This window comes from Kitasatospora sp. NPDC096128, from assembly GCF_040303105.1.
Taxonomy (GTDB): domain Bacteria; phylum Actinomycetota; class Actinomycetes; order Streptomycetales; family Streptomycetaceae; genus Kitasatospora.
Window position 1 is genome coordinate 95,895 of record NZ_JBEOSP010000013.1, and the last position, 21,050, is coordinate 116,944.

11 protein-coding genes are annotated in these 21,050 nt (G+C 74.1%); 2 read left to right on the plus strand and 9 right to left on the minus strand.

Features of this window, described 5'->3' with window-relative positions:
• Nucleotides 1-158: 158 nt before the first annotated feature.
• A complete protein-coding gene (locus tag ABTY61_RS16810; protein WP_350505743.1) occupies nucleotides 159-6,434 on the plus strand; it encodes a beta-ketoacyl synthase N-terminal-like domain-containing protein in 6,276 nt (2,091 codons plus the stop codon).
• Nucleotides 6,435-6,484: 50 nt separating this feature from the next.
• Here the strand turns inward: ABTY61_RS16810 and ABTY61_RS16815 are convergent, their stop codons facing one another.
• The 5 genes from ABTY61_RS16815 to ABTY61_RS16835 all read right to left on the minus strand — a co-directional run bounded on the left by ABTY61_RS16815 (nucleotide 6,485) and on the right by ABTY61_RS16835 (nucleotide 13,185).
• Nucleotides 6,485-8,164: an ATP-binding cassette domain-containing protein gene (locus tag ABTY61_RS16815; protein WP_350505744.1), complete on the minus strand. Its 1,680-nt coding sequence runs from the start codon at nucleotides 8,162-8,164 to the stop codon at nucleotides 6,485-6,487.
• Nucleotides 8,161-9,906: an ABC transporter ATP-binding protein/permease gene (locus ABTY61_RS16820; RefSeq protein WP_350505745.1), complete on the minus strand. Its 1,746-nt coding sequence runs from the start codon at nucleotides 9,904-9,906 to the stop codon at nucleotides 8,161-8,163. The genes ABTY61_RS16815 and ABTY61_RS16820 overlap by 4 nt, the downstream gene beginning before the upstream one ends.
• Nucleotides 9,903-11,177: a cytochrome d ubiquinol oxidase subunit II gene (locus ABTY61_RS16825; protein ID WP_350505746.1), complete on the minus strand. Its 1,275-nt coding sequence runs from the start codon at nucleotides 11,175-11,177 to the stop codon at nucleotides 9,903-9,905. Before ABTY61_RS16825 ends, ABTY61_RS16820 begins: the two co-directional genes overlap by 4 nt.
• Entirely contained in the window at nucleotides 11,170-12,537 is a 1,368-nt protein-coding gene (locus ABTY61_RS16830; RefSeq protein ID WP_350505747.1) for a cytochrome ubiquinol oxidase subunit I, read from the minus strand. Before ABTY61_RS16830 ends, ABTY61_RS16825 begins: the two co-directional genes overlap by 8 nt.
• Before the next feature lie 339 nt (nucleotides 12,538-12,876).
• Nucleotides 12,877-13,185 (minus strand): GNAT family N-acetyltransferase, encoded by a 309-nt coding sequence (locus ABTY61_RS16835; protein WP_350505748.1) that lies wholly within the window; start codon nucleotides 13,183-13,185, stop codon nucleotides 12,877-12,879.
• A 247-nt stretch (nucleotides 13,186-13,432) separates the two neighbouring features.
• On the opposite strand from ABTY61_RS16835, the gene ABTY61_RS16840 reads away from it, so the two are divergent.
• Complete coding sequence (locus ABTY61_RS16840; protein ID WP_350505749.1) at nucleotides 13,433-14,857, plus strand: dihydrolipoyl dehydrogenase family protein; 1,425 nt, start codon at nucleotides 13,433-13,435, stop codon at nucleotides 14,855-14,857.
• Nucleotides 14,858-14,927: 70 nt separating this feature from the next.
• Here the strand turns inward: ABTY61_RS16840 and ABTY61_RS16845 are convergent, their stop codons facing one another.
• The 4 genes from ABTY61_RS16845 to ABTY61_RS16860 form a co-directional block, all read right to left on the minus strand.
• Nucleotides 14,928-15,482, minus strand: coding sequence for a Dps family protein (locus tag ABTY61_RS16845; RefSeq protein WP_350505750.1), 555 nt, complete (start codon nucleotides 15,480-15,482; stop codon nucleotides 14,928-14,930).
• A 271-nt stretch (nucleotides 15,483-15,753) separates the two neighbouring features.
• A complete protein-coding gene (locus ABTY61_RS16850) occupies nucleotides 15,754-16,752 on the minus strand; it encodes an AraC-like ligand-binding domain-containing protein (RefSeq protein ID WP_350505751.1) in 999 nt (332 codons plus the stop codon).
• Nucleotides 16,753-16,903: 151 nt separating this feature from the next.
• Nucleotides 16,904-17,881 carry an AraC-like ligand-binding domain-containing protein gene (locus tag ABTY61_RS16855; RefSeq protein ID WP_350505752.1) on the minus strand — a complete coding sequence of 326 codons (978 nt, stop codon included), beginning with the start codon at nucleotides 17,879-17,881 and terminating at the stop codon, nucleotides 16,904-16,906.
• Between the two features lie 133 nt (nucleotides 17,882-18,014).
• Entirely contained in the window at nucleotides 18,015-20,729 is a 2,715-nt protein-coding gene (locus ABTY61_RS16860) for a helix-turn-helix transcriptional regulator (RefSeq protein WP_350505753.1), read from the minus strand.
• Nucleotides 20,730-21,050: the final 321 nt, after the last annotated feature.

Genomic DNA, 21,050 nt, shown 5'->3' on the forward strand with positions numbered 1-21,050 from the left:
CCGGTCACCCCCGACCGGCAACAGCGCAGATGCCTGCTGTCGCCGATAGTGCGGAGTCCGCAGCCGACCGGCGAGCAGAACCCCGATGCCCGACTTCAGCCGACCGCCGTAAGCGACTACCGAGGTGCAAGGTGCAGGAACTGATCCTCCGTCACGCGATGGATCTCGAAGACAAGATCGCCTTTGCCGATGCCGATGACGCGGTGGGCTACGGTGACCTCGCGGACCGCACCGCCCGGGTGGCCGGCAACCTCCGTGTCGATCGCGGCAGTCGGGTGGCGCTGTGTCTGGGCAGCGGGGTGCCTGCTGTCACGGCCACGCTCGGCGTCTGCCGTGCGTCCGCGGTGGGCGTCCTGCTCGACCCGCGAAGCGGCGACGACGAGCTCCGGTTCCGGCTGGAGGACAGCGGTGCCGGGTTGGTGGTCACCGACCGCGAACACCTGGCGCAGGTCCGGCGGGTGGCCGGAGTCCGTGCGGTGACCGTGGACGACCTGCTCGCGCCCGCCGGCGCGCCGCCGCGTGACGACCTTGAACCGGATGCCCCCGCCTGGCTCCACTACACCTCCGGGACCACCGGGGACCCGAAAGGCGTGCTGTCGGCCCAGGGCACCTGGCTCAGGTCGGCCGATCACGCCTACCGCGGGCTCCTGGGCATGTCCGGCGACGACCACCTGCTGTGGCCGCTGCCGCTGTTCCACGCCTTCGGGCATTCCATGTGCGTGGTGGGCGTTCTGGCCCTGGGCGCGAGCGCATACGTCATGGACCGTTTCACCGCGGACGCGGCTGCCGCCCTGCTGCGCCGGACACCGTTCACCGCACTGGGCGGCGTGCCGACGGTCTTCACCCAGCTCCTGGACGCCGGCGCCGCGTTGCCGTTGCGGTGCCTGTCGGCCGGGGCGCCGCTGCCGGAGGAGCTGCGGGCCCGGTTCCGCCGCAGGTGCGGCCATGAGCTGCACGACGGCTACGGCAGCACGGAGACGTCCGGCAAGATCGCCGTCGACGGCGTTGTGCTGCCCGGGATCGACACCCGGTTCGTGAACGGTGAGATCCACCTGCGGATGCCCGGTGCCGATCGGTGGCACGCCACCGGGGACCTCGGCCGCGAGGAGGGCGGTCGTCTGGTGGTGACCGGGCGCGCCGGCGAAGTGATCATCCGGGGCGGGGAGAACATCCACCCGGCCGAGATCGAGCAGGTGCTGGCCCGCTGCCCGGGCGTCCGGGAGGTGGCCGTGGCGGGTGAGCCCGATGCGGTGCTCGGTGAGGTGCCGGTCGCCTACGTCGTGGGCGACGTGGATCCGGCGACGCTGCTCGCCTTCTGCCGCCGCCGGTTGCCACCGCACCGGGTGCCGGAGGGAATCCGCCCGGTCAGCCGGATTCCGCAGACCTCCTCGGGCAAGCCGGTGCGCAAACGGCTCCGGTTCCACTACCTGCTCGACGTCGTCCGACGCGAGACCGCGGGGATCACCGGCCGCTCCCCCGCCGCGGACCAGCCGTTCGCCGAAGCCGGTCTGGACTCGCTCGGCACGGTGCGACTGCGGGACCGGCTGGGCGCGGAGCTGGGTGTCGCACTGCCGCCGTCCCTGGTGTTCGACCACCCCACGCCCCGCGCGGTGGCCGACCACCTCGCCGGCGGGGCCGCCGGCCCACCGCCGCCCGCTCGCAAGGCCACCGAGCCGATCGCGATCGTGGGCATGGCCTGCCGCTACCCCGGGGACATCAACAGCCCCGAAGACCTCTGGCGGGTGGTCGCCGCCGGACAGGACACCATCACGGACTTCCCCACCGACCGGGGCTGGCCGCTGGACGAGCTGTTCGACCCCGACCCCGACCACGTGGGCACCAGCTACGTCACGCGCGGTGGCTTCCTGACCGGCGCGGCCGACTTCGACGCCGGGTTCTTCCGGATGTCGCCGCGCGAGGCCTTGGCCACCGACCCGCAGCAGCGCCTGCTGCTGGAGACGGCCTGGGAAGCGCTCGAACGCGCCGGAATCGCGCCCGAGTCGGTGCGGGGCACCGCCACCGGCGTGTTCGTCGGACTGATGTACAACGACTACGCCGGCCGCTTCCTGGGCACGCCGCACCCGCTGGAGTCCCAGATCGCACTGGGCGCGGCGGGAAGCGTGGCCTCCGGCCGGATCGCCTACGGCCTGGGCCTGCACGGGCCGGCGCTCACCCTGGACACGGCCTGCTCCTCCTCGCTGGTCACCCTGCACCTGGCGGCCGACTCCCTCCGGGCCGGCCAGTGCGACCTGGCCCTGGCCGGCGGCGCGACCGTCATGGCCACGCCGGACAGCTTCGTGGCGTTCAGCCGGCAGCGCGCCCTGGCCCCGGACGGACACGTGAAGCCGTTCTCGGCGGCGGCCGACGGCACGGCCTGGTCGGAGGGGGTGGGGCTGTTGGTCCTTGAGCGGGTCAGCGACGCGGTGCGGGGCGGTCACCCGATCCTGGCCCTGCTGCGGGGCTCGGCGGTCAACCAGGACGGGGCGTCCAACGGCCTCACGGCGCCCAGCGGCCCGGCCCAGGCGGCCGTGATCCAGCAGGCGCTGGCCGATGCCGGGCTGAGCGGCGCCGAGGTGGACGTGGTCGAAGCCCACGGAACCGGCACCGCCCTGGGCGACCCGATCGAGGCGGCCGCGCTGCTCGCCACCTACGGCCAGGACCGTGCGGATCCCGTCCTGGTCGGCACCGTCAAGTCCAACCTCGGGCACACCCAGGCCGCCGCCGGGGTCGCGGGCGTGATCAAGACCGTGATGGCGATGCGGCACCGCACCCTGCCCGCCACGCTGAACGTCGACGAGCCCAGCCCGCACGTCGACTGGTCCGCCGGTGCGCTCCGCCTGGTCACCGAGCCGACGCCCTGGCCGTCGCGGGACCGTCCGCGCCGGGCCGGCGTATCGGCCTTCGGTATCTCGGGCACCAACGCGCACGTGATCGTCGAGGAGTACGAGCAGCTGCGGCTGGCGTACCTCTTCCCGGGGCAGGGCGCGCAGCGGCCCGGCATGGGACGGGACCTGGCCGCCCGGTACCCGGTGTTCGCCGCGGCGTTCGAGCAGGCGTGCGCCCAGCTGGATCCGGAGCTGCGAACGGCGATCGACACCGACCTGGTGCACCGGACGGACTTCGCCCAGGCGGCTCTGTTCGCCTACGAGGTGGCGCTGTTCCGCCTGTTGGAGTCCTGGGGATACCGCCCGGACGCGCTGATCGGGCACTCGGCCGGGCAGATCGCGGCGGCTCACGTGGCGGGCGTCCTGTCCCTGCCGGACGCGGCGAGACTGGTCACCGCCCGCGGGCGGCTCATGCGCGAACTGCCGGCGGGAGGCGCCATGGTCGCCGTCCGGGCCGCCGAGAGCGAGATCCGGCTCACTCCGCGCACCTCGATCGCGGCCGTCAACGGACCGGACTCGGTCGTCGTGTCCGGCCCGGAGGAGGAAGTGCTGGCCGTCGCCGCCGAGTTCGAGCAGGCCACGCGGCTCACCGTCAGCCACGCCTTCCACTCCCCTCTCATGGAACCCGTCCTGGCCGAGTTCGCGCGGGTGACACGGAGCCTGACGTACCATCCACCGCTCATTCCGGTCATCGGCGCCCGCCCGGACGATCCGGAGTACTGGGTGCGGCACGTGCGCGAGACGGTCCGCTTCGCCGACCACGTGGCCATGGTCGACGGCGCCGCCCTGGTCGAACTGGGTCCGGGCAACACGCTGGCCGCGGTCGTCGAGGGGGTCATCTCCACCACCGACCCCGAGCAGGCGGCGACCCGGCTGCGGGGCACCAGAGCCTTCCAGCGGCAGCGCTACTGGCTCGACCGCGCCGCCGAGCACCCGTTGATCGAGTCGACCGTCATCGTGCCCGGCTCCGGTGAGGTGGTGTGCATCGCCGACCTCAGCCCGGTGTGGCTGCGCGACCATGTCGTCGACGGAACGGCGATCGTGCCCGCCACGGCGATCGTGGAGCTGGTGCTGTACGCCGGGGAGCGGGCCGGCTGCGACACCATCGACGAACTGGTCCTGCACACGCCGATGCTCCTGCCGCAGACACGGCGGGCCGAGATCGTCGTCCGCCCCGAGTCCGACGGCGCACGGCCGTTCGAGGTGCACGCCGACGGAGTCCGCTGTGCCGGCGGCCGACTGACCTCCCGGCCCGCGCCGCAGGTGGACATCGGTGAGTGGCCCCCGCCGGACGCCGAGCAGCTCGAAGTCGAGCACGCCGACTACGGACCCGCGTTCCGCGGGCTGAACCGGATGTGGCGCCGCGGCGACGAACTCTTCGGCGAGGTGCGCGGGGAGTTCCCGGACGCAGGGCGGTTCGGGCTGCACCCCGCCCTGTTCGACGCGGCGCTGCACCCGGCACGCCTGCTCGGCGACGGAGTGCCGTTCGCCCTGCGCGGCGTGCACCTGCTGGCGCGCGGCGCCACGGCGTTGCGCGTCCGCATCCGTGCGGGGCGGATCGCCGTGACCGATCAGACGGGTCGGCCGGTGGCGTACGTCGAATCATTCACCGTGCGGGCGACCGGAACCGGCCGGGGCACGCTGTTGCGCCCGGAGTGGCAGCGGACCCCCGGCGAGCCGCGCGGCCGGGTCCTCGAAGTGCCGTCGGGCGGCGCGCCCGACGCCCTGGCGCTCGCGCTGCGGGAGCTGCAGGCCGATCACGAGCACCTCACCGTTCTGGTACGGCCGGCAGACCTGGCCGGAGCGGCGGTGGCCGGCCTGGTCCGGGTCGCGCAGACGGAGCATCCCGGCCGGTTCACCCTGGCCGAAATCGGCGATGGGCGGACGGAGATCGTGTCCGAACGCCCGGAGCTGGTCCCGGTGCCGGGCGGCGCCTTCACCTGGCGAGGGACCGTCCTGGTCACCGGTGGCGGCGCGCTGGGCCAGGCGGTTGCCGACCATCTGCGGGACAAGGGGGTGCCAGTCGTGGTCGCCGGCCGCAGCGGTGAGACGCGTCTGGACGTCACCGACCGGGAGGCACTGGCCGCGCTGGTCGACTCGATCGAGGACCTGCGGGCCGTCGTGCACACCGCCGGAGTGCTCGACGACGGGATCCTGGCGTCGATGACCCCGGCACGGATGGAAACGGTGTGGCGCCCCAAGGCCGAAGCAGCCTGGCATCTGCATGAGTTGACCGAGCACCTGGAACTGGACGCCTTCGTGCTGTTCTCCTCGGCGGCCGGCGTGCTCGGTCACGCCGGACAGGCCAACTACGCGGCGGCCAACAGCTACCTGGACGAGCTCGCTCGCCACCGGCGGCGACTGGGGCTCCCCGCTCTCTCCCTGGCCTGGGGCCCGTGGACGGTCGGAATGATGGCCGACCGGACCGCCGATCCCGGCCTCCTGCCCCTCACGCCCGCCGAGGGCGTGGCACTCCTGGAGGCCGCGCTGGGCACCGACGAGCCGGTCCTGGTCCCGATCGCGTTCGACCGCCCGCCCCGGCCGAAGACCCGGAGCACGCCGGAACCGACCCCGCCGACCGACGTACTGGAGATGGTGTGCGCCGAGGTCGCCGCCGTGCTGAGCTACCCGGACGTGCATCCGGACACCCCGATCCTCGACCTCGGCTTCGACTCGCTGACCTCGATCGAACTGCGCAACCGCCTGGAGGGACGGACCGGCCTGCGCCTCCCCGCCACGGTGGTGTTCGAATCCGCCACGCCCAGAGCCCTGGCCGAGCAGCTCCGCCCGCCGCCGCCCCCGGGAACGCTCGCGTACCTGTACCGCAAGCTGTGTGAGCTGGGCCGCCCTCAAGAGGCCATGCACCTTCTCGTCTCCGCGTCGTGGGCGCTGCCGTCGGCGGCGGAGCTCCCTTCCGCCGCCCCGCAGAGACTCAGCGGCGGCGAAGGCCCGGCGATCGTCTGCTTCCCCGCCTTCGCCTCACCCCCCGGCGAGTACGGCCTCCTGGCCCGGCACCTGCCGGGCATGTGGGTGCTCCCGCACCCGGGCTACCAGGGTGGCCCCGTGCCGGAGGACGTGGAGGCCCTGGTCCGGACACATGCCGCCTCGATCAAGCGGTTCGACCGACCGGTGGTGCTGCTGGGCCGCTCCACCGGCGGCCTGGTCGCGCAAGCCGTCGCGGAGCGAGTCGGCGCCGAGGCGGTGGTGCTGGTGGACACCCACCCCGTCCGGGACGAGGAATGGCTCACCGAACTGCCGGTCCGCAGCGCGATCAGGCTCGACGAACCCGCTCTCGCGGCAATGGGCGCGTACGCACGCATCTTCCTGGACTGGCAGGGGGAGACGACCGTTCCGACACTGCGCCTGCAAGCCGGCGAAGTCCCAGGTGACCACCACTCGATCCTCGAGGAGCACGCGGCCACGACAGCGGGAGCAATCCAGATGTGGCTCTCCCGGACAGTGCCACCCAAGCCGGGACTGCGGTGTGAAACCCCCGGAGCACCACCCGGTCCGGTCACCGTCACGGAGACCGGACCGGACACGACCTGAATCACCGACATTGCTGCCGGAACACCTCCGCGGGACCGCCGGGCTGCGGCTCACCCAGGTCGTCCCGGTGCTCCGGCCATCCGGTGGTCGGCCATCCGGTGGTCGGCCATCCGGTGGTCGGCCATCCGGTGGTCGCCCAGATCGACGGCGGCATCCGGGTGCCACGGGAGCAGCCCGACGTCCTGGTCCTGCAGGGCCAGTACCAGCGCCGAGTCCGGCAGCGCCCGGCGCAGCTCGCGCAGCAGCGCCTCGGCGGTCGGCCGGTCGAGTCCGGCGGTGGGTTCGTCGAGCAGCAGGATGCGCGGGCGGCGCAGGATCGCTCGGGCGATGGCGAGGCGGCGCCGCTGTCCCTGGGACAGTGCGCGGCCGGCGGGGCCGACCGGGGTGTCCAGGGGCAGGGAACCGAGCCCGACCGCCGCCAGTGCCGCGCGGAGCCGCTCCGGGTCGGCAAGCGGTGCGGCCAGGCACAGGTTGGCCACGATGGTCGTGTCGGCGAGCCAGTCGTCGGCCTCGACCAGGGTGACCACGTCGGCGACCACGTCGGCGGGCAGCTCCGTGACAGGGGCTGCGCCCAGTCGCACCTGTCCGGAGGCAGTCGGCAGTCGTCCGGCCAACTGACCCAGGAGCGTGGACTTTCCGCTGCCGTTGGGCCCTGTGACGACGACCGTCCCGGGACCCCGGACGGTGAACGAGAGGAGCCGCCCGTCGTTGCCGGCGGGCAGGTCCAGCACGTCGAGAGCAGCGACTGCGCTCGTCGCCGCGTGCGGCGGCCGGTCGGTGGCGGTCACGGTGAACGGGGCGAGACGTGCGGCCGCGTCCTGGCCGGCGGTCAGCTCCCGGAGCAGCTGGGGAAGGCGGTCCAGCAGCTCCCACACCGCCGCGAGCAGCAGCACCTCGCCGACGACGTCGGCCACCGGCTGCGGCCGGGCACCCAGCCGCAGGCCGAGCAGCAGGGCGAGGCCCTGGCCGAGCGCGGCGAGCAGCCGCAGGCCCAGGCGGCCCAGCCGCTGCTCGGCCGCCGCCGCGGCGGTGCCCGCCTCCTCGCGTTCCTGCGCCGCCGCGACGACGCCGCCGGCCCGCGTCACCGCGTCCAGACAGCGCAGTTCGTCGAAGGCGGCCCGGGCGGCGATCAGGTCCGTCCGCGCACCGGCCCGCGCGGCGGCGGCGGCCGCGAGGTGCCGTCGGGCCCGGTGGCTGGTGCGCACCGCCCACCAGCCACCGGCGGCGAGGACGGCGAGCTCGGCGGCGCCGAGCGCCGGGCTCGCCCGGAGCAGCAGCACCTCCACCAGCACCGTGGTCACGGCAGTGCCGACGAGTGGCGCGACGACCTGGGCGGGCAGTCCGGCGACCGTCTCCACGTCGGTGGTCAGCCTGTCGAGCAGTGTTCCGTCCCGTTGGGCGCGCAGCTCGCGCGCGCTCAGTTCGCCCGCGCCCCTGACCAGGCGGCCGCGCAGGGCCACGGTCGTGCCGAGGACGACCCGGTGGCCGGCCAGCCGTTCGAGGTAGCGCAGTGCGGTGCGTGCCAGGGCCAGGACGCGGACCGCGCCCGACGGGTACATCCACGACCAGGTGGTGTTGGCCAGCAGCGTCACCAGCGCGCAGGTCGCCAGGAACCAGCCGGACAGTCCCAGCAGGGCCGCGGCGCTCAGTTCCGCCGCCGCGGCCAGCAGGATGCCGGCGACCAGGTCGCGGCGGGGCATGGAGTGGCGCAGCAGTCGCCAGGCGCTCATCGCGTCCTCCCCCGGTCCAGGGCGATCGTCCGGTCCGCGAGCGGGAGCAGCTCGGGACTGTGGGTGGCGAGCAGCACGGTCCGACCGCACGTCAGGGTGCGCAGCGCCGCGACCACGCGGGCCTGCGCCACCGGGTCGAGGTGGGCAGTGGGCTCGTCCAGGCAGAGCAGTGGCGCGTCCCTCAACAGTGCCCGCACCAGGGCCAGTTGCTGGGACTGGCCGGAGGAGAGTCCGCTCCCCCGCTCGCCGGCCGGGGTGTCCAGCCCGCTGGGCAGACCGGCGAGCAGGTCGCCGAAGCCGAGCGCGTGGAAGGCGGCGGTGAGGTCCGCGTCGGTGGCGTCGGGCCGGGCGAGGAGCAGGTTGTCGCGGACGGTTCCGGGCAGCAGGTGCGCGGGCTGGCCGACCCAGGCGACCGAGGCGGGGGACGCCGGCCGGAGGATGCCGTCCTGCTGGTGGGCGACGGTTCCGGCGGTGGGTGCGGTCAGACCCGCGGCGACGGCGAGCAGCGTCGACTTGCCCGCGCCGCTCGGCCCGGTGACGGCGAGGAAGACACCCGGGGCGAGGTCGAGGCTCACATCGTCCAGGGCCGGGGCCGAGCGGTCGGGGTGACGGACCGTCACATGGTTCAGACGTACGCCGACGGCACCGCCACCGCGCCGGGCGGGGACGGGCGGGTGCCCGTCCTCGTCCTCGCCGCCGGAGCTGCCGAGGATCCCGTCGATCAGCTCAGCCGCGGCGCGGGCCTCGGCGCGGGCGTGGTAGCCGCGGGCCAGGTCACGGGCGGGGGCGAAGTAGGCGGGGGTGAGCACCAGCACGAAGAGTGCGGTGGCCAGGCTCATCTGGCCCGGTACCAGCGGCAGTCGGAGGTAGTCGAGCAGCACCAGTCCGCAGTAGGTCGCCACCACGGCGAGGGTGCCGGTGATCAGCAGCTCGATCCAGGCGGTGGAGAGGAAGGCGACCCGCAGCACCGCCTGGGTGCGGCGGGCCAGTTCCTCGTCATCCTCCCGCAGGGCGGTCGCGGCCGTCTCCCGCGCACCCAGGCCGATCAGGGTGGGCAGGCCGCGCAGTTGGTCGAGCAGGCGGGCGCCGTGCCGGCGCACCGCCGTGAGCTGTGCGTGGACGGCGGCCTGCGTGCCCAGCCCGATGACCTTGAGGTTGGCCGGCAGCAGCGGGGTGGCGACGACCAGGATCAGCGCCACGAACCAGCTGCGGACCGCGATCGCGGCGAGCACCAAGCCGCTGCCGAGCAGCATGGTGGTGCGCGCGGGGACGTACTCGGTGAGCCACTCGGTCAGCCTGGCGACCTCGCCGGTCATGGACTCGGCGAGGGCGGCATCGCCGGGGCCGGTGCGGGCGGGGCCACGCGCGGGTAGCGCGGCGGCGAGCAGGCGCCCGCGCAGCGCCGCGCGTACCCGGCAGGCCCCGCGCGCGGCGGCCGCGTCGGCGCTGGACAGCAGCACGGCTCGGACCGCCAGGCCCGCCGCGACGAGCCCGGCGGCCGGCAGGACCCGCGCCGCGATCCGCTCGCCGTGCTGGGTGGTGAGCCCGCTCTGGGCGGCCCAGGCCAGGCCGGCCGCCGAGAGCACGGTGCCCAGCTGGGCCAGTCCCCGCAGCAGGCCCGCCCACCGCAGCTCGCTGCGGCCGGGTGCGGCCCACGCGTGCAGCCGGGCCGACACGTCATCGCCGTGTCCCCGGTCCCGCTCATCGCCGAGTTCGGCCAGCAGGGCGGTCGATGTGCTCACGTCTTGACCTGCTCGGAGTCCGGGTCGGCGGGATCGAGGTCGAAGACCCCGTCCCGCTGGTCGCGCCGGTCGCCGACGATCCAGGCGATCAGGGCCGTCCCCGACAGCAGGGCGATGCCCACGGGGTCGATCCAGGCGGCGACGCCCCCGAAGACGTCCTGGGACATCGCCGCCAGCCCGACGCCCAGCACGGTGAGCACGGTGCGCCGAACGGCGAGCACGAAGCCGCTCGGCTCGACCGGGACCCGGCGGGACGGACGCGTGCGTACCCGGAGCGGGGCGAGCGGCGCCTCGGGCGCCTGCGTGAACTTGCCGCGGAAGGCCCACCACGCGTACCCGTTGTAGGCGAACACCACGGGCATGCACAGTCCCACGCCGACCACCAGGAAGGCCTGCGAGCCGAGTGGACTGGAGGCCTGGTGAAGCGTCAGTCCTGGTGGCACGATCACCGGGAAGGTCGCGATCACCAGCGCCAGCAGCCCGCAGACCTGAGCCGCGACCACCCCGGCGAAGGGCCGCCAGTCCGGCCGCCGCCCGAAGCCGTGCCAGGCCACCGCACCCGAGGCGACCGCACCGGCGACCGCGATCCAGTAGAGCGTCGCGCGCACGGGCTCGTCGAACCGGAACCGCTCCGGATCCGCGACCTCCAGGCCGAACCCGAGGATCAGCGCGGCCACCGCCGTACCCGCCAGCAGCGGACGCCCGGCCCGGCCCGCCCGCTCGCGGGCGGCGCCCTCGGTCTTGTCCTGCAGCCAGGCGGCGCCGGCCAGCAGGTAGAGCACCACCAGGCCGAGTGCGCACAGCACGCTGTAGGGGGTGAGCCAGTCGAAGGCCCCGCCGCTGAACGAACCGCCGTGCTGCCGCAGGCCGGAGAGCACCCCGCCGAGCACCAGGCCCTGGCAGGCGGTCGCGGCGAGCGACGCCGCGCCGAACAGCAGGGCCCAGCCGCGCCGGTAGCCGGTGGCGGCGCTCTGGAACTCCAGCCCCATGCCGCGCAGGATGATCGAGAGCAGCATGCCGGTCAGCGGCAGGTAGACCCCCGGCAGCACGGTCGCGGAGACGCCGGGCAGCCCGGCCCACAGGACGACGCCGGCCAGCACCAGCCAGCTCTCGTTGGCGTCCCAGGCGGTGGCGATCAACTCGCCGTACTCACGCCGGCGCTCTCCTCCGGCGAACAGGCTGAGCATCCCGACGCCCAGGTCGTAGCCGTCCAGGACGACGTACATGCCGAGCGACAGCAGGAGCAGGGCGTAGGTGGCGTACTCAAGCAACGGTGGCCTCCGTTCCGAGGGTCGACTCCGCCGCGTCCGCGGGCGTCGCGGGGCCGGCCTTGACCGTACGGACGATGTAGCGGATCCAGACGGCCAGCAGGGTCGCGTAGAGGAGCACGAAGGCGGTCAGGGTGGTCGCGGCCTGCGCGGTGGTCAGCTGGGACAGCGCGTCGGAGGTGCGCAGCTTGCCGTACACCACCCAGGGCTGCCGCCCGGTCTCGGCGGTGATCCAGCCGCCGGTGATGGCGATGACACCGGCCGGTGTCATCCAGACCATCCAGCGCAGGAAGCGGCGGGAGTCGAACAGCCGCCCGCGCAGGCGCAGCACCAGGCCGGCCAGCGCGGTGGCGAACATGGCGAGCGCGGCGAAGTACATGGCGCGGAAGCCGTAGAAGGCGCTCCACATGTTGGGCCGCTGGTCGGGCGGGGTCTGCAGCAGGCCGGGCACGTGCGCCTCGCCGGTGAGGTCGCGGCCGATCACCGCGCCCAGGTGGGGAACCGTGATCCGCAGGTCGTTCCGGCCTTGGTCGGTGTCGGGGACGACGACGAGGTTGTAGCCGTTGTTGTCGGTGCGCCAGTTCCCCTCGAAGGCCTGCAGCTTCGCGGGCTGGTGCCCACCCATGAAGATGGCGGTGGCGTCGCCCGCGTACAGCTGGATCGGCATCAGGACGGCGAGCACGCCGAGGGCGATCGACAGGCAGCGGCGGGCGAACGGCAGCGCGGCACGGCGCCGCCGGACCAGGAACCAGGCGGAGATGCCGCCGACGAACCAGCTCGCGCTGATCAGCACGGCCAGCAGCATGTGCGGGAAGCGGTAGGTGAAGGCCGGGTTGAGCAGGACCTCGGTCCAGTCGCTCACCTGGAACTGACCGGCCGTCTCGGTGTACCCGACCGGATCCTGCATCCAGCTGTTGGCGGAGAGGATCCAGGTGGTGGACAGCAGGGTGCCGAAGGCCACCATCCAGGAGGCGAAGGCCATGGTGCGCGGGCTGACCCGGCCTTCGCCGTAGAGCATGACGCCGATGAAGCCGGCCTCCAGGAAGAAGGCCGTGATGACCTCCATGCCGATGGTGACGCCGATGACGGGTCCGACCGCGTGGGCGAAGACGCCCCAGTTGAGACCGAACTCGAAGGTCATCACGGTGCCCGCGACGACGCCGAGACCGAAGCCGACCGCGAAGATCTTCTTCCAGAACCGGAAGATCTGCTGGTAGAGCGGATTGCCCGTGCGCACGTAGACGGTCTGCACGACGGCGAGCAGGACGGAGAGGCCGACCGTGAGGGCCGGGAAGGACATGTGGAAGATCGCCGTGACGGCGAACTGCCACCGGGACAGTTCTATGGCAGCCGGTGAGGCCATGGGGTCTCCGGGAGGAAGGTGCGCGGGACGGGCGGGTGCAGAGGTCGGGGCGCGGGATGTTCCGCGGATCGACCGCGCGCCAGGCGGGTCATGGATCCGCCTCCTCGGTGTGGCGGAGCGGCCATGAGCCACCGTCAGGCTAGGTGGCACCAGCCGACCGGTTTGCCCGTCAGCGCACTGCTTGCTGTCGGACGATGCACCCGTACCGGCGTGACGGCGGGGGGCGATCCCCCGATCGGCTCGGGCCCCTGGAGAGATCCCCGTCCAGGGGCCCGAGCCCGTCGACACCCCCGGGAGCGCCGACCGCGAATCGTTCGAGGGCCTCGGAGTCCGTGGGCCTCAGAGACCGAACCGCGCGCGGTGGGAGGCCGGAACCAGGTCGGCGTACTCGGGGTGCTTGACGATCCAACCGCGGATGAACGGGCAGTAGGGCAGGACGGCGAGCTCCTGCCCGCGCGCCGCGTCCAGCGCGGCGCGCGCCAGCCGACCGCCCAGTCCGCGGCCCTCGAACCGCGGGTCGATCTCGGTGTGGATGAAGGCGATCTCGTCGCCGGAGCGGTGGTACTCGGCGAAGCCGGCGAGCTCTCCGCCGTCGCTGATCTCGAAACGCGACTTCTCCGCGTTGTCGCCGACGATTTGCTGCTCCATCGTTCCTCCTGCTGGGCGTGGCCGATGGCCGTAGGGGTGCGCGGCACCGTTCCGCGGTGCCCGAAGCATAGGGACCGCCGAACACGCCGCCGGCCCGCAACCACACTCCTGTGCACTGCGAGGACAGCACAGGGCACACCCGGACAGCGCCCGGCCGGCCGAACCGCCTAGCGTCGGCCCCGACCGGCGCCGCGCTGCCCGGAACCACCGGCGCACGTCCGCGCGATGACGAGGAGACGACTGACAGATGAGTGGAACCGACGAGTTCGACGTTGTGGTGCTGGGCGCCGGCCCGACCGGGGAGAACCTCGCCGAGCGCGCGAGGGCCGGCGGGCTGAGTGTGGCGATCGTGGAGCGGGAACTCGTCGGTGGCGAGTGCTCGTACTGGGCCTGCATGCCGAGCAAGGCGATGCTCCGGCCGGCGGCCGCGCTGCGGGACGCGCGGCGGTTGTCCGGCGCCCGTGCGGCGATCACGGGTGTGCTGGATGCCGAGGCGGTGCTGCGGCGACGCGACGGCTTCGCGTCCCGGTGGCGGGACGACGGTCAGGTGTCCTGGCTGGGATCCGCCGGGATAGCACTGGTCCGCGGGCACGGCCGGCTGGACGGTGAGCGGCGCGTGCTGGTCGACGGTCCTGACGGCACCCGCCGCGTCCTGACGGCACGTCACGCGGTGGCGGTCTGCACCGGAACTCGCGCCGCCGTGCCCGACCTGCCGGGGATCGAGCAGACGGGCGTGTGGACGAGTCGTGAGGCGACCGGCGCGCGGCAGGTGCCCGCCCGGCTGGCCGTCGTCGGCGGCGGAGCCGTCGCGGTGGAGATGGCCACGGCCTGGCACGCACTGGGCAGCCAGGTGACCCTGCTCGTCCGCGAGTCGGGGCTGCTGTCGCGGATGGAGCCCTTCGTCGGCGACCTGGTCGCCGCCGCTCTTCAGGAGTCCGGTGTGGACGTGCGGTTCGGGGTGCCGGTGAGCGGCCTGGCACGTGACGGCGAGGTGGTCCTGGACCTCGGCGAACGGGGCGCACTGCGGGTGGACGAGGTGCTGTTCGCCACCGGGCGGCGGCCCGCGACCGGCGATCTGGGGCTGGAGACGGTCGGGTTGGCACCCGGCGACTGGATCGAGGTGGACGACACCGGGCTCGCCGTGGGCGTGGCCGGCGGGTGGCTCTACGCCGCCGGCGACGTGAACCACCGCGCGCTGCTGACTCATCAAGGCAAGTACCAGGGACGGCTGTTCGGCACGGCGATCGCCGACCGGGCGGCCGGCCGTGAGCTCGACCTCGCTCCGTGGGGGCGCAGTGTCGCCACCGCCGACCGGGCCGGCGCGCCTCAGGTGGTGTTCACGGACCCGGAGGTCGCCTCGGTCGGGCTGACCCTCGCCGAGGCCGAGGCGAGCGGCCGGCGCGTGCGCGCCGTCGACTACCGGCTCGGCGACGTGGCGGGGGCCTCGCTGTACGCCGACGGGTACCGCGGCCAGGCGAGGGCCGTCATCGATCTGGACCGGGAAACCGTGGTGGGGGCGACCTTCGCGGGATCCGGGGTCGCGGAACTGCTGCACTCGGCGACCATCGCCGTCACCGCGGAGGTACCGCTCCACCGGCTCTGGCATGCGGTGCCCGCCTATCCGACCATCAGCGAGGTGTGGCTGCGCCTGCTGGAGACCTACCGCGGCTGAGGCTCGGACCCGGTGGGCCGGGGAACGCCGGGGCCTGGCCCGTCATCGTGACGGGCCCGGCCCCGGGCGTTCACGCCCCGGCCTGCGGGGTGACGACCAGGTGCTCGGCGAGGAACCAGACCTGGGTCTCGGCCGTACGGATGACCTGGGAGACCAGCAGGTCCTGGGTGCCGTCGTCGCCGAGCTCCGCCGTGCGGGTGGCCGCGTCCCGGGCCTCGGCGAGGATGCTCTCGTGGGCTTCGAGGAGCCGCGAGACCATCGCGTGGACGTCCTCGACACCGTCCGGCGGACGCGGAACGGACGTGAACTCGGCGGCGTGACGGGGGTCGCCCACCGCGACGCCGCCCAGGCTCTGCACCCGCTCGGCGAGCACGTCCACCAGGGCCAGCTGCTCCTGCGCGTGCTTGTCGAAGAGCAGGTGCAGCTGGTAGAACGTCGGCCCGCGCATGCCCCAGTGGTGCTTCTTGTACATCGCGTACAGGAACTGGGTGTCGGCGAGGATGCGGTTGAGCCGCTGGCACGAGTACTGCCGGGCGTCGTGGGACAGGGCGATCGGCAGCTGGGTGACGGTGCCGAACTTCTGGATCTCGGGGCTGTGCTGGTGCAGGCGCGGTTGGCTGGTCATGGTTTTCCTTGGGCTCCTTGGAGTCGGGTCGTCAGTGGTTCACGGACCGGACGGCCGGCGCCGTACGTGCTCACGCAGGGCGGCGACCGGCCTCGGCGTGGGTGGTCCGGCGCCGCTCATCAGGCTAGGAATGCGCGGGCCTGCCGCCTGTTCCGACAACGCACCGCCCAGAGCCGGTCCGCGCACCCGGGCCGGATTCGACCGCCGGTCACCTGAGCGGCGCCACGGGTGTGCCCACCCGTGGCGCTCTCGGACGACACCGGGGGTGCACTCAGAGGTGACCAGCCCCCGTCGACCCGTCCCGGGCGGCCGCACGGCCCGTCACCGGCCCCGCCTGCCACTCACGGGGGGAGACTCCGTAGGCCGCCCGGAACGACCGGCTGAAGTGACTGGCACTCACGAACCCCCAACGGCCCGCGACCGCCGCCACGGTCGACCTGGCCGCCGCCGGGCGGGCCAGGTCCCGCCGGCACATGGCCAGGCGCTGCCGCTGGATCCAGCGGGCCACCGTCACGTCCTCGAACCGGAAGAGCTTGTGCAGGTACCGCACCGACACGTGGTGTGCGGCGGCGATCCGCTCCGGCGCGAGATCCGGGTCCCCCAGGTGGCGCAGGATGTAGTCCTTCACCCGGGCCAGGGTGGCGAGGGCCGCCTCGGGCGCGTCGGGGGCGAACCGACCCCGGCGCTCATGGGCGAGCACGACGAGCAGGTCCAGCGCCGTCGCGGCGAGCCGGCCGGCCACACCGGGCTCCAGCGAGCCGGCCGACCGGGAGAGGCGTTCCAGGTAGGCGGCCACCAGCGCCGCGGTGCCGTCGGCGGCGTCGAAGACCGTCGCGGTGAGCTCCCGCAGGTCCTCGCCGGACCCGCCCATCGCCGACCGCGGCCAGTGGAAGGCCGTGAACGCGAAGGCCTCGTGCAGTTCCACCGCGAACGGCCGCCCGGCGTCGGAGACGGCGAAGGTGCCCGGGCCCAGCAGCACCTGGCGGCCGTCCTGGTCCAGCCGGACGGTGCCGTGGTGCTGGAGCGCCAGCGTGACGTGGTCCTCCCCGCCACCGGCGATGAGCCCCGCGCCGCGGACGACCCGCTGCGGGCCGGCCTCCACCAGGGAGACCTGTAGGGCACCCAGGTGGTGACGGGTGACGGTCGCGGGGGCGGGCGCGGATTCGAGCAGGGACACGTCCAGCGGGATGAAGGTGCGGGAGAGCACCTCGTGCCAGTACTCGGCACGGTCGGCGGACGGTACCGCGGCGGTGTCGAGAACGACGGACATCAGCACTCCTGTGACAGCTGTCTGGGCGGGCCGGACCGGCCGGTCCGGCGACGCCGGGGATCGGGCGGGCGCGGAATCGCCGCGAGCCGTCCTGGCGGACCAGGAGGAACGGCGGGAACAACCGACGCGCGGCGGGCGGCACGGCGGTGAGTCAGGTGGCAGCGGCCCGGAGCACCCGCCACTCGCGCGGCGAAACCCCGTACGCGGCCCGGAAGGCCCGGCTGAAGTGCGCCGGGTTGACGAAGCCCCAGCGCTGGGCGACCGCCGACACCGTCGGCGCGGTACGGCTGCGGCGGGCCAGTTCGCGGGCGCACTCGTCCAGCCGGCGCCGCTGGATGAGTCGGCCCACCGTCACCTCCTCGCCCTCGAACAGCCGGTGCAGGTACCGCACGGAGATGTGGAGGGCCCGCGCGATCGTCTCGGGTGACATCTCCGGATCGCCCAGGTGGAGGTCGATGTGCTCCCGCACCCGCCGGACCAGATGGCCGTTCGGCGTACCGGGCCCTACGGCGTCGTCGGCCTCCCGCTCGGCGGCCAACTGGGCGACGAGCGTGCCGACCAGGTCGGCGACGCTGCCGGCCAGTCGGTCGCCGACCGGGGCGGAGTAGGAGTGCGCGGACGCGGCGAGGGTTTCGAGGAACGGCAGCAGAACGGATCCGCACCCCTCCTCCGGGGTGACGGCCGTCCCCGCCACCTGCCGCAACTCGCGCTCCGGCACGCCCAGCAGCCGGCGCGGCAGGTGGAAGAGATGAGTGCGGAAACGCTCCGGGAAGTCGACGGAGTACGGCCGCCCGGTGTCGTACAGGACGAGCCCGCCCTCGGCCACCTGCGCCCGGCGCCCGTCCTGTTCCAGCACGGCCCGGCCGGACAGCTGTACCCCGACCCCCACCTGCGGCTCGACCTGCGGGGAGCGTGCGATCAGCCCTGCGGTGCGGGAGACCCGCGCCGCGTCCGCCTCCAGCGTCGAGATCCGGAGGTAGCCGAGCCGGTTCGACACCAGGCGCCCGTCGAAGGGCGCACCCGCGAGCGGGACCACCTCCACCGGCACCAGCGTCCGCGACATCGCCCCGCCCCAGAACGCCGCCTTCTCGTCGTCCGGGACGGACGCCGTCGTCACCTGCAAAGCCATCTGACTGCCCTCCGCCGAAGTCCTGCGACGAGCGTGCTGCGCGGACCGGGGGGACGCTTAGGTCATCTGACTGCTCCGGGGCCGTGGTGCGCTGCGAGAACGAAGGCGGTGCACGCTGGGCACACCACCGGGCTCAGCCGTCACCGAGGACGTGGGCGAGCGCGGCCCGCGAGGTGATGCCGAGCTTGGGGAACACCTTGTAGAGGTGCGCCGCGACGGTCCGGGGTGACAGCTGGAGCATGGTGCCGATCTCCTTGTTGCTCAGGCCGGTCGCGGCCAGCCGGGCGATCCGCAGCTCCTGGCCGGTCAATCCGGCCGGCTCCGCGGCCGGGTCGGCCGGTGACGGTGCCACCGGGTCGCCCGCGGCCCGCAGCTCCTCCTCGCACCGCCGCACCCAGGGATCCGCCCGGAGTCGGCGGAACACGTGGTGCGCCACCCGCAGGACCTGCCGGGCCCCGGGCCGGTGCCGGCGGCGGAGCCATGAACCGTGGGCCAGCCGCAGCCGGGCGAGGTCGAACACCCATCTCTCGGCCCCGGGCACGGCGTAGGCGGCGCGGTAGGCGGCGTCCGCCTCCCCGTCGGGGGCGGCCAGTGCGGCGGCGGCCGCCAGCAGGAAGGCGTGGCGGTCGGAGATCGTCACCGGGTGCGCCGCGAGGTGCGCCCTCGCCTCGTCGTGCCGGCCGGTGTGCACGGCGGCCGTCACCAGGTCGAAGACCAGCGTACGAGGCCAGGGCGGGCCGCCGGGCAGCCGGCCGGGCGGAGTGATCTCGCAGAAGTGCGCGTACGCCTCCTCGTAGCGCCCGTGGGCGAGCGCGACCAGGCCGCGCAGGTGGGTCAGGCGGTCGAGGACGAACCGCATCCGGGCGCGCGTCGCGATCGGCCCGATGGCCTCTTCGATCTCCCGCAGCCCGCTCTCGTCCCCCCGGCCGGCGAGGAAGTGGGCGTAGTGGTGACGGAACATCAGGGCGTTGCAGTGGTAGCCGAGTTCGTCCGCCGCCTCGGCCTCACGCAGGCAGACGGATGCCTGGTCCCAGCGGCCGAGCAGGAAGTCCTGATGGCACCTGGCCTTCGCCACCGAGCCCTGGCTGGCGTAGCCGTGCAGCCCGGCGAGGCGCTGCCACAGGTCGCTCTCGGGGCAGTCGAGTGCCGAGGCGGTCCACAGCAGGAGCCAGGCCGTGCCGTCCTGCTGCTCCTGCGTCAGGCGGTCGGCCAGTGTCCGGAGCGCGCCGACGGTGTCCGGGCCCGGGTCGGTCCAGGCCTCCAGGCAGAGCCTCCCCGCCTCCGAGACGTTGTCCCGGTGCTGTTCGAGGGCCCGCCACGCGCAGGGGTCGTCGGTGTAGCTGGCGGCCAGCAACAGCTTGAAGTAGACCTGGTCGACCAGCCCGCCGAAGGTGTCGGCGCCCGGCGCGGTCAGGGCGTCGAGCGCCGCGGGCAGCAGGACGGCGGAGGACGTGAAGTCGACGTGGTGGCTCTGGTCGGCGTACACCGTCGCGTACCCGAACAGCGGGGCCACGTCGTCGGGGACCGGCCCGCTCCTCAACTCCTCGACCAGGGCCGCGGTGTGGCGCAGCTGCCCGCCTCGGGCCGCCATCACCGCGGCCCAGGTGAGCCGGCGGGCGCGCTGGGCCGGATCGGCGCTGAGCACGGCGGCGCGTTCGAGCAGCAGGGCCCCTTCCGCGTCGCCGCCGCGGTGGGCGAGTTCGCTGCCGACGTCCTGCAGGCGGTGCGCGAGGTCCTCGTCCGGCAGCAGCGCGGCGGACGCCTCGTGGGCCAACCGTCGGGGATCGTCCGGCGCGAAGGCGGCGGCGAGGGCGCGGTGGGCCTCGCCGCGTGCGCAGTCCGAGGCTGCCGAGATCACGGCGGTGCGGACCAGGGGGTGACGGAACACCAGCCGGCCGGCGGCATCGAGCCTGGCGAGACCGCCGGCCTCGATCCGCTCCAGATGCCCGCGCACGTCGTCACCGCCGACGGCCCTCAGCCATGCCCCGCCGCTGAAACCGTCGCCGGTCGACAGCGCGCCCAGCAGGAGGAGGCGCCCCGCCTCCGGGGTCAGCGCTTGGAGCCGCTCGGCGAACATCCGCTCCAGGTTCCGCCCCAGCGGCAGCCGGTCCGGCAGCGGGGCGGCCCCGCGTCGCTGGGCGTCCGCCAGTTGCCGGGGCAGCTCCACCAGTGCCAGCGGGTTGCCCGCCGCCTCCGTCAGGATCCGGTCCGCGGTGCTCGCCGCCAGCTCCGGGTAGCGGGTGCCCAGCAGCAGGGCCGCATCGGCCCGGGAGAGCGCCCGCACCTCGACGGGTTCGACCGGCCAGGTCCGCGCGGCCGTGCCCTCGGGGCGGCCGGCACCGACGATCACCAGCGGGAGCTCCGCACAGCGCCGGCGCAGGAAGGCGAAGACGGTCTCGCTCGACGAGTCGATCCACTGCAGGTCGTCCAGGATCAGCGCGATCGGGGCTCGCCGCGCCGCCTCGGCCACCAACGCCAGGGTGGCGGCGCCGACGGCGAACCCGCTCGGCAGGCCGGCTCGGACGCCGAACGCACTGTCCAGGGACTCCCGCTGATGTGCGGACAAGGCGCTGGAGTCCTGGAGCAGCGACCAGACGGCCTGGTGCAGGGCCCCGAACGCGAAGTCGGTCTCCCCCTCGGCGCCCACGGCCCGCAGCACGGTGAAGCCCCGCTCGCGCGCCTCGCGCTCCGCCCAGGCCAGCAGCGTGCTCTTGCCGACACCGGCCTCACCCCGCAGCAGCACCGCGGAGCCGCCCGCGCCGCCCGCGGCCCGCACCAGGGCCGCGGTCAGCACTTCCGTCTCCCGCCGCCGACCGGTCGGGGCCGGGGCCGGGGCTTCGTCCACCATTGTCGTTCCTCCGGGTCGACCGGTCCGCTCGCTGTCCCGGACACCCAGGGCCACGCCCGGCAGAGCGTACCCCGGATGCGTCGGGTCGGGCCGCTGACCTGGAACGTCGCCCGCGCCGGCGCCACCCGCGGGCCGACCGGACCGTGCACGGAGCACCACCTCGCGGTGCGGCGCCGGCGCATCCCCACCCCCCGTACCGCGACGTGCGCACACAGGTCAGGCGGCATGCGCCGGCGGGCAAGGGTGACGGCGCGCGCACATGCATGCTGACCGGGACATCGGGACCGATCACGGCGGGACTCCCGGCGACTCGCTTCGCGT

What these genes read in the sequence shown, in the direction of transcription:
- ABTY61_RS16815 (WP_350505744.1), bottom strand. Translation starts at nt 8,164, where the DNA reads ATGAGCGCCTGGCGACTGCTGCGCCACTCCATGCCCCGCCGCGACCTG.
- ABTY61_RS16855 (WP_350505752.1), bottom strand. Translation starts at nt 17,881, where the DNA reads ATGGCTTTGCAGGTGACGACGGCGTCCGTCCCGGACGACGAGAAGGCG.
- ABTY61_RS16850 (WP_350505751.1), bottom strand. Translation starts at nt 16,752, where the DNA reads ATGTCCGTCGTTCTCGACACCGCCGCGGTACCGTCCGCCGACCGTGCC.
- ABTY61_RS16835 (WP_350505748.1), bottom strand. Translation starts at nt 13,185, where the DNA reads ATGGAGCAGCAAATCGTCGGCGACAACGCGGAGAAGTCGCGTTTCGAG.
- ABTY61_RS16860 (WP_350505753.1), bottom strand. Translation starts at nt 20,729, where the DNA reads ATGGTGGACGAAGCCCCGGCCCCGGCCCCGACCGGTCGGCGGCGGGAG.
- ABTY61_RS16845 (WP_350505750.1), bottom strand. Translation starts at nt 15,482, where the DNA reads ATGACCAGCCAACCGCGCCTGCACCAGCACAGCCCCGAGATCCAGAAG.
- ABTY61_RS16830 (WP_350505747.1), bottom strand. Translation starts at nt 12,537, where the DNA reads ATGGCCTCACCGGCTGCCATAGAACTGTCCCGGTGGCAGTTCGCCGTC.
- ABTY61_RS16810 (WP_350505743.1), top strand. Translation starts at nt 159, where the DNA reads ATGGATCTCGAAGACAAGATCGCCTTTGCCGATGCCGATGACGCGGTG.
- ABTY61_RS16840 (WP_350505749.1), top strand. Translation starts at nt 13,433, where the DNA reads ATGAGTGGAACCGACGAGTTCGACGTTGTGGTGCTGGGCGCCGGCCCG.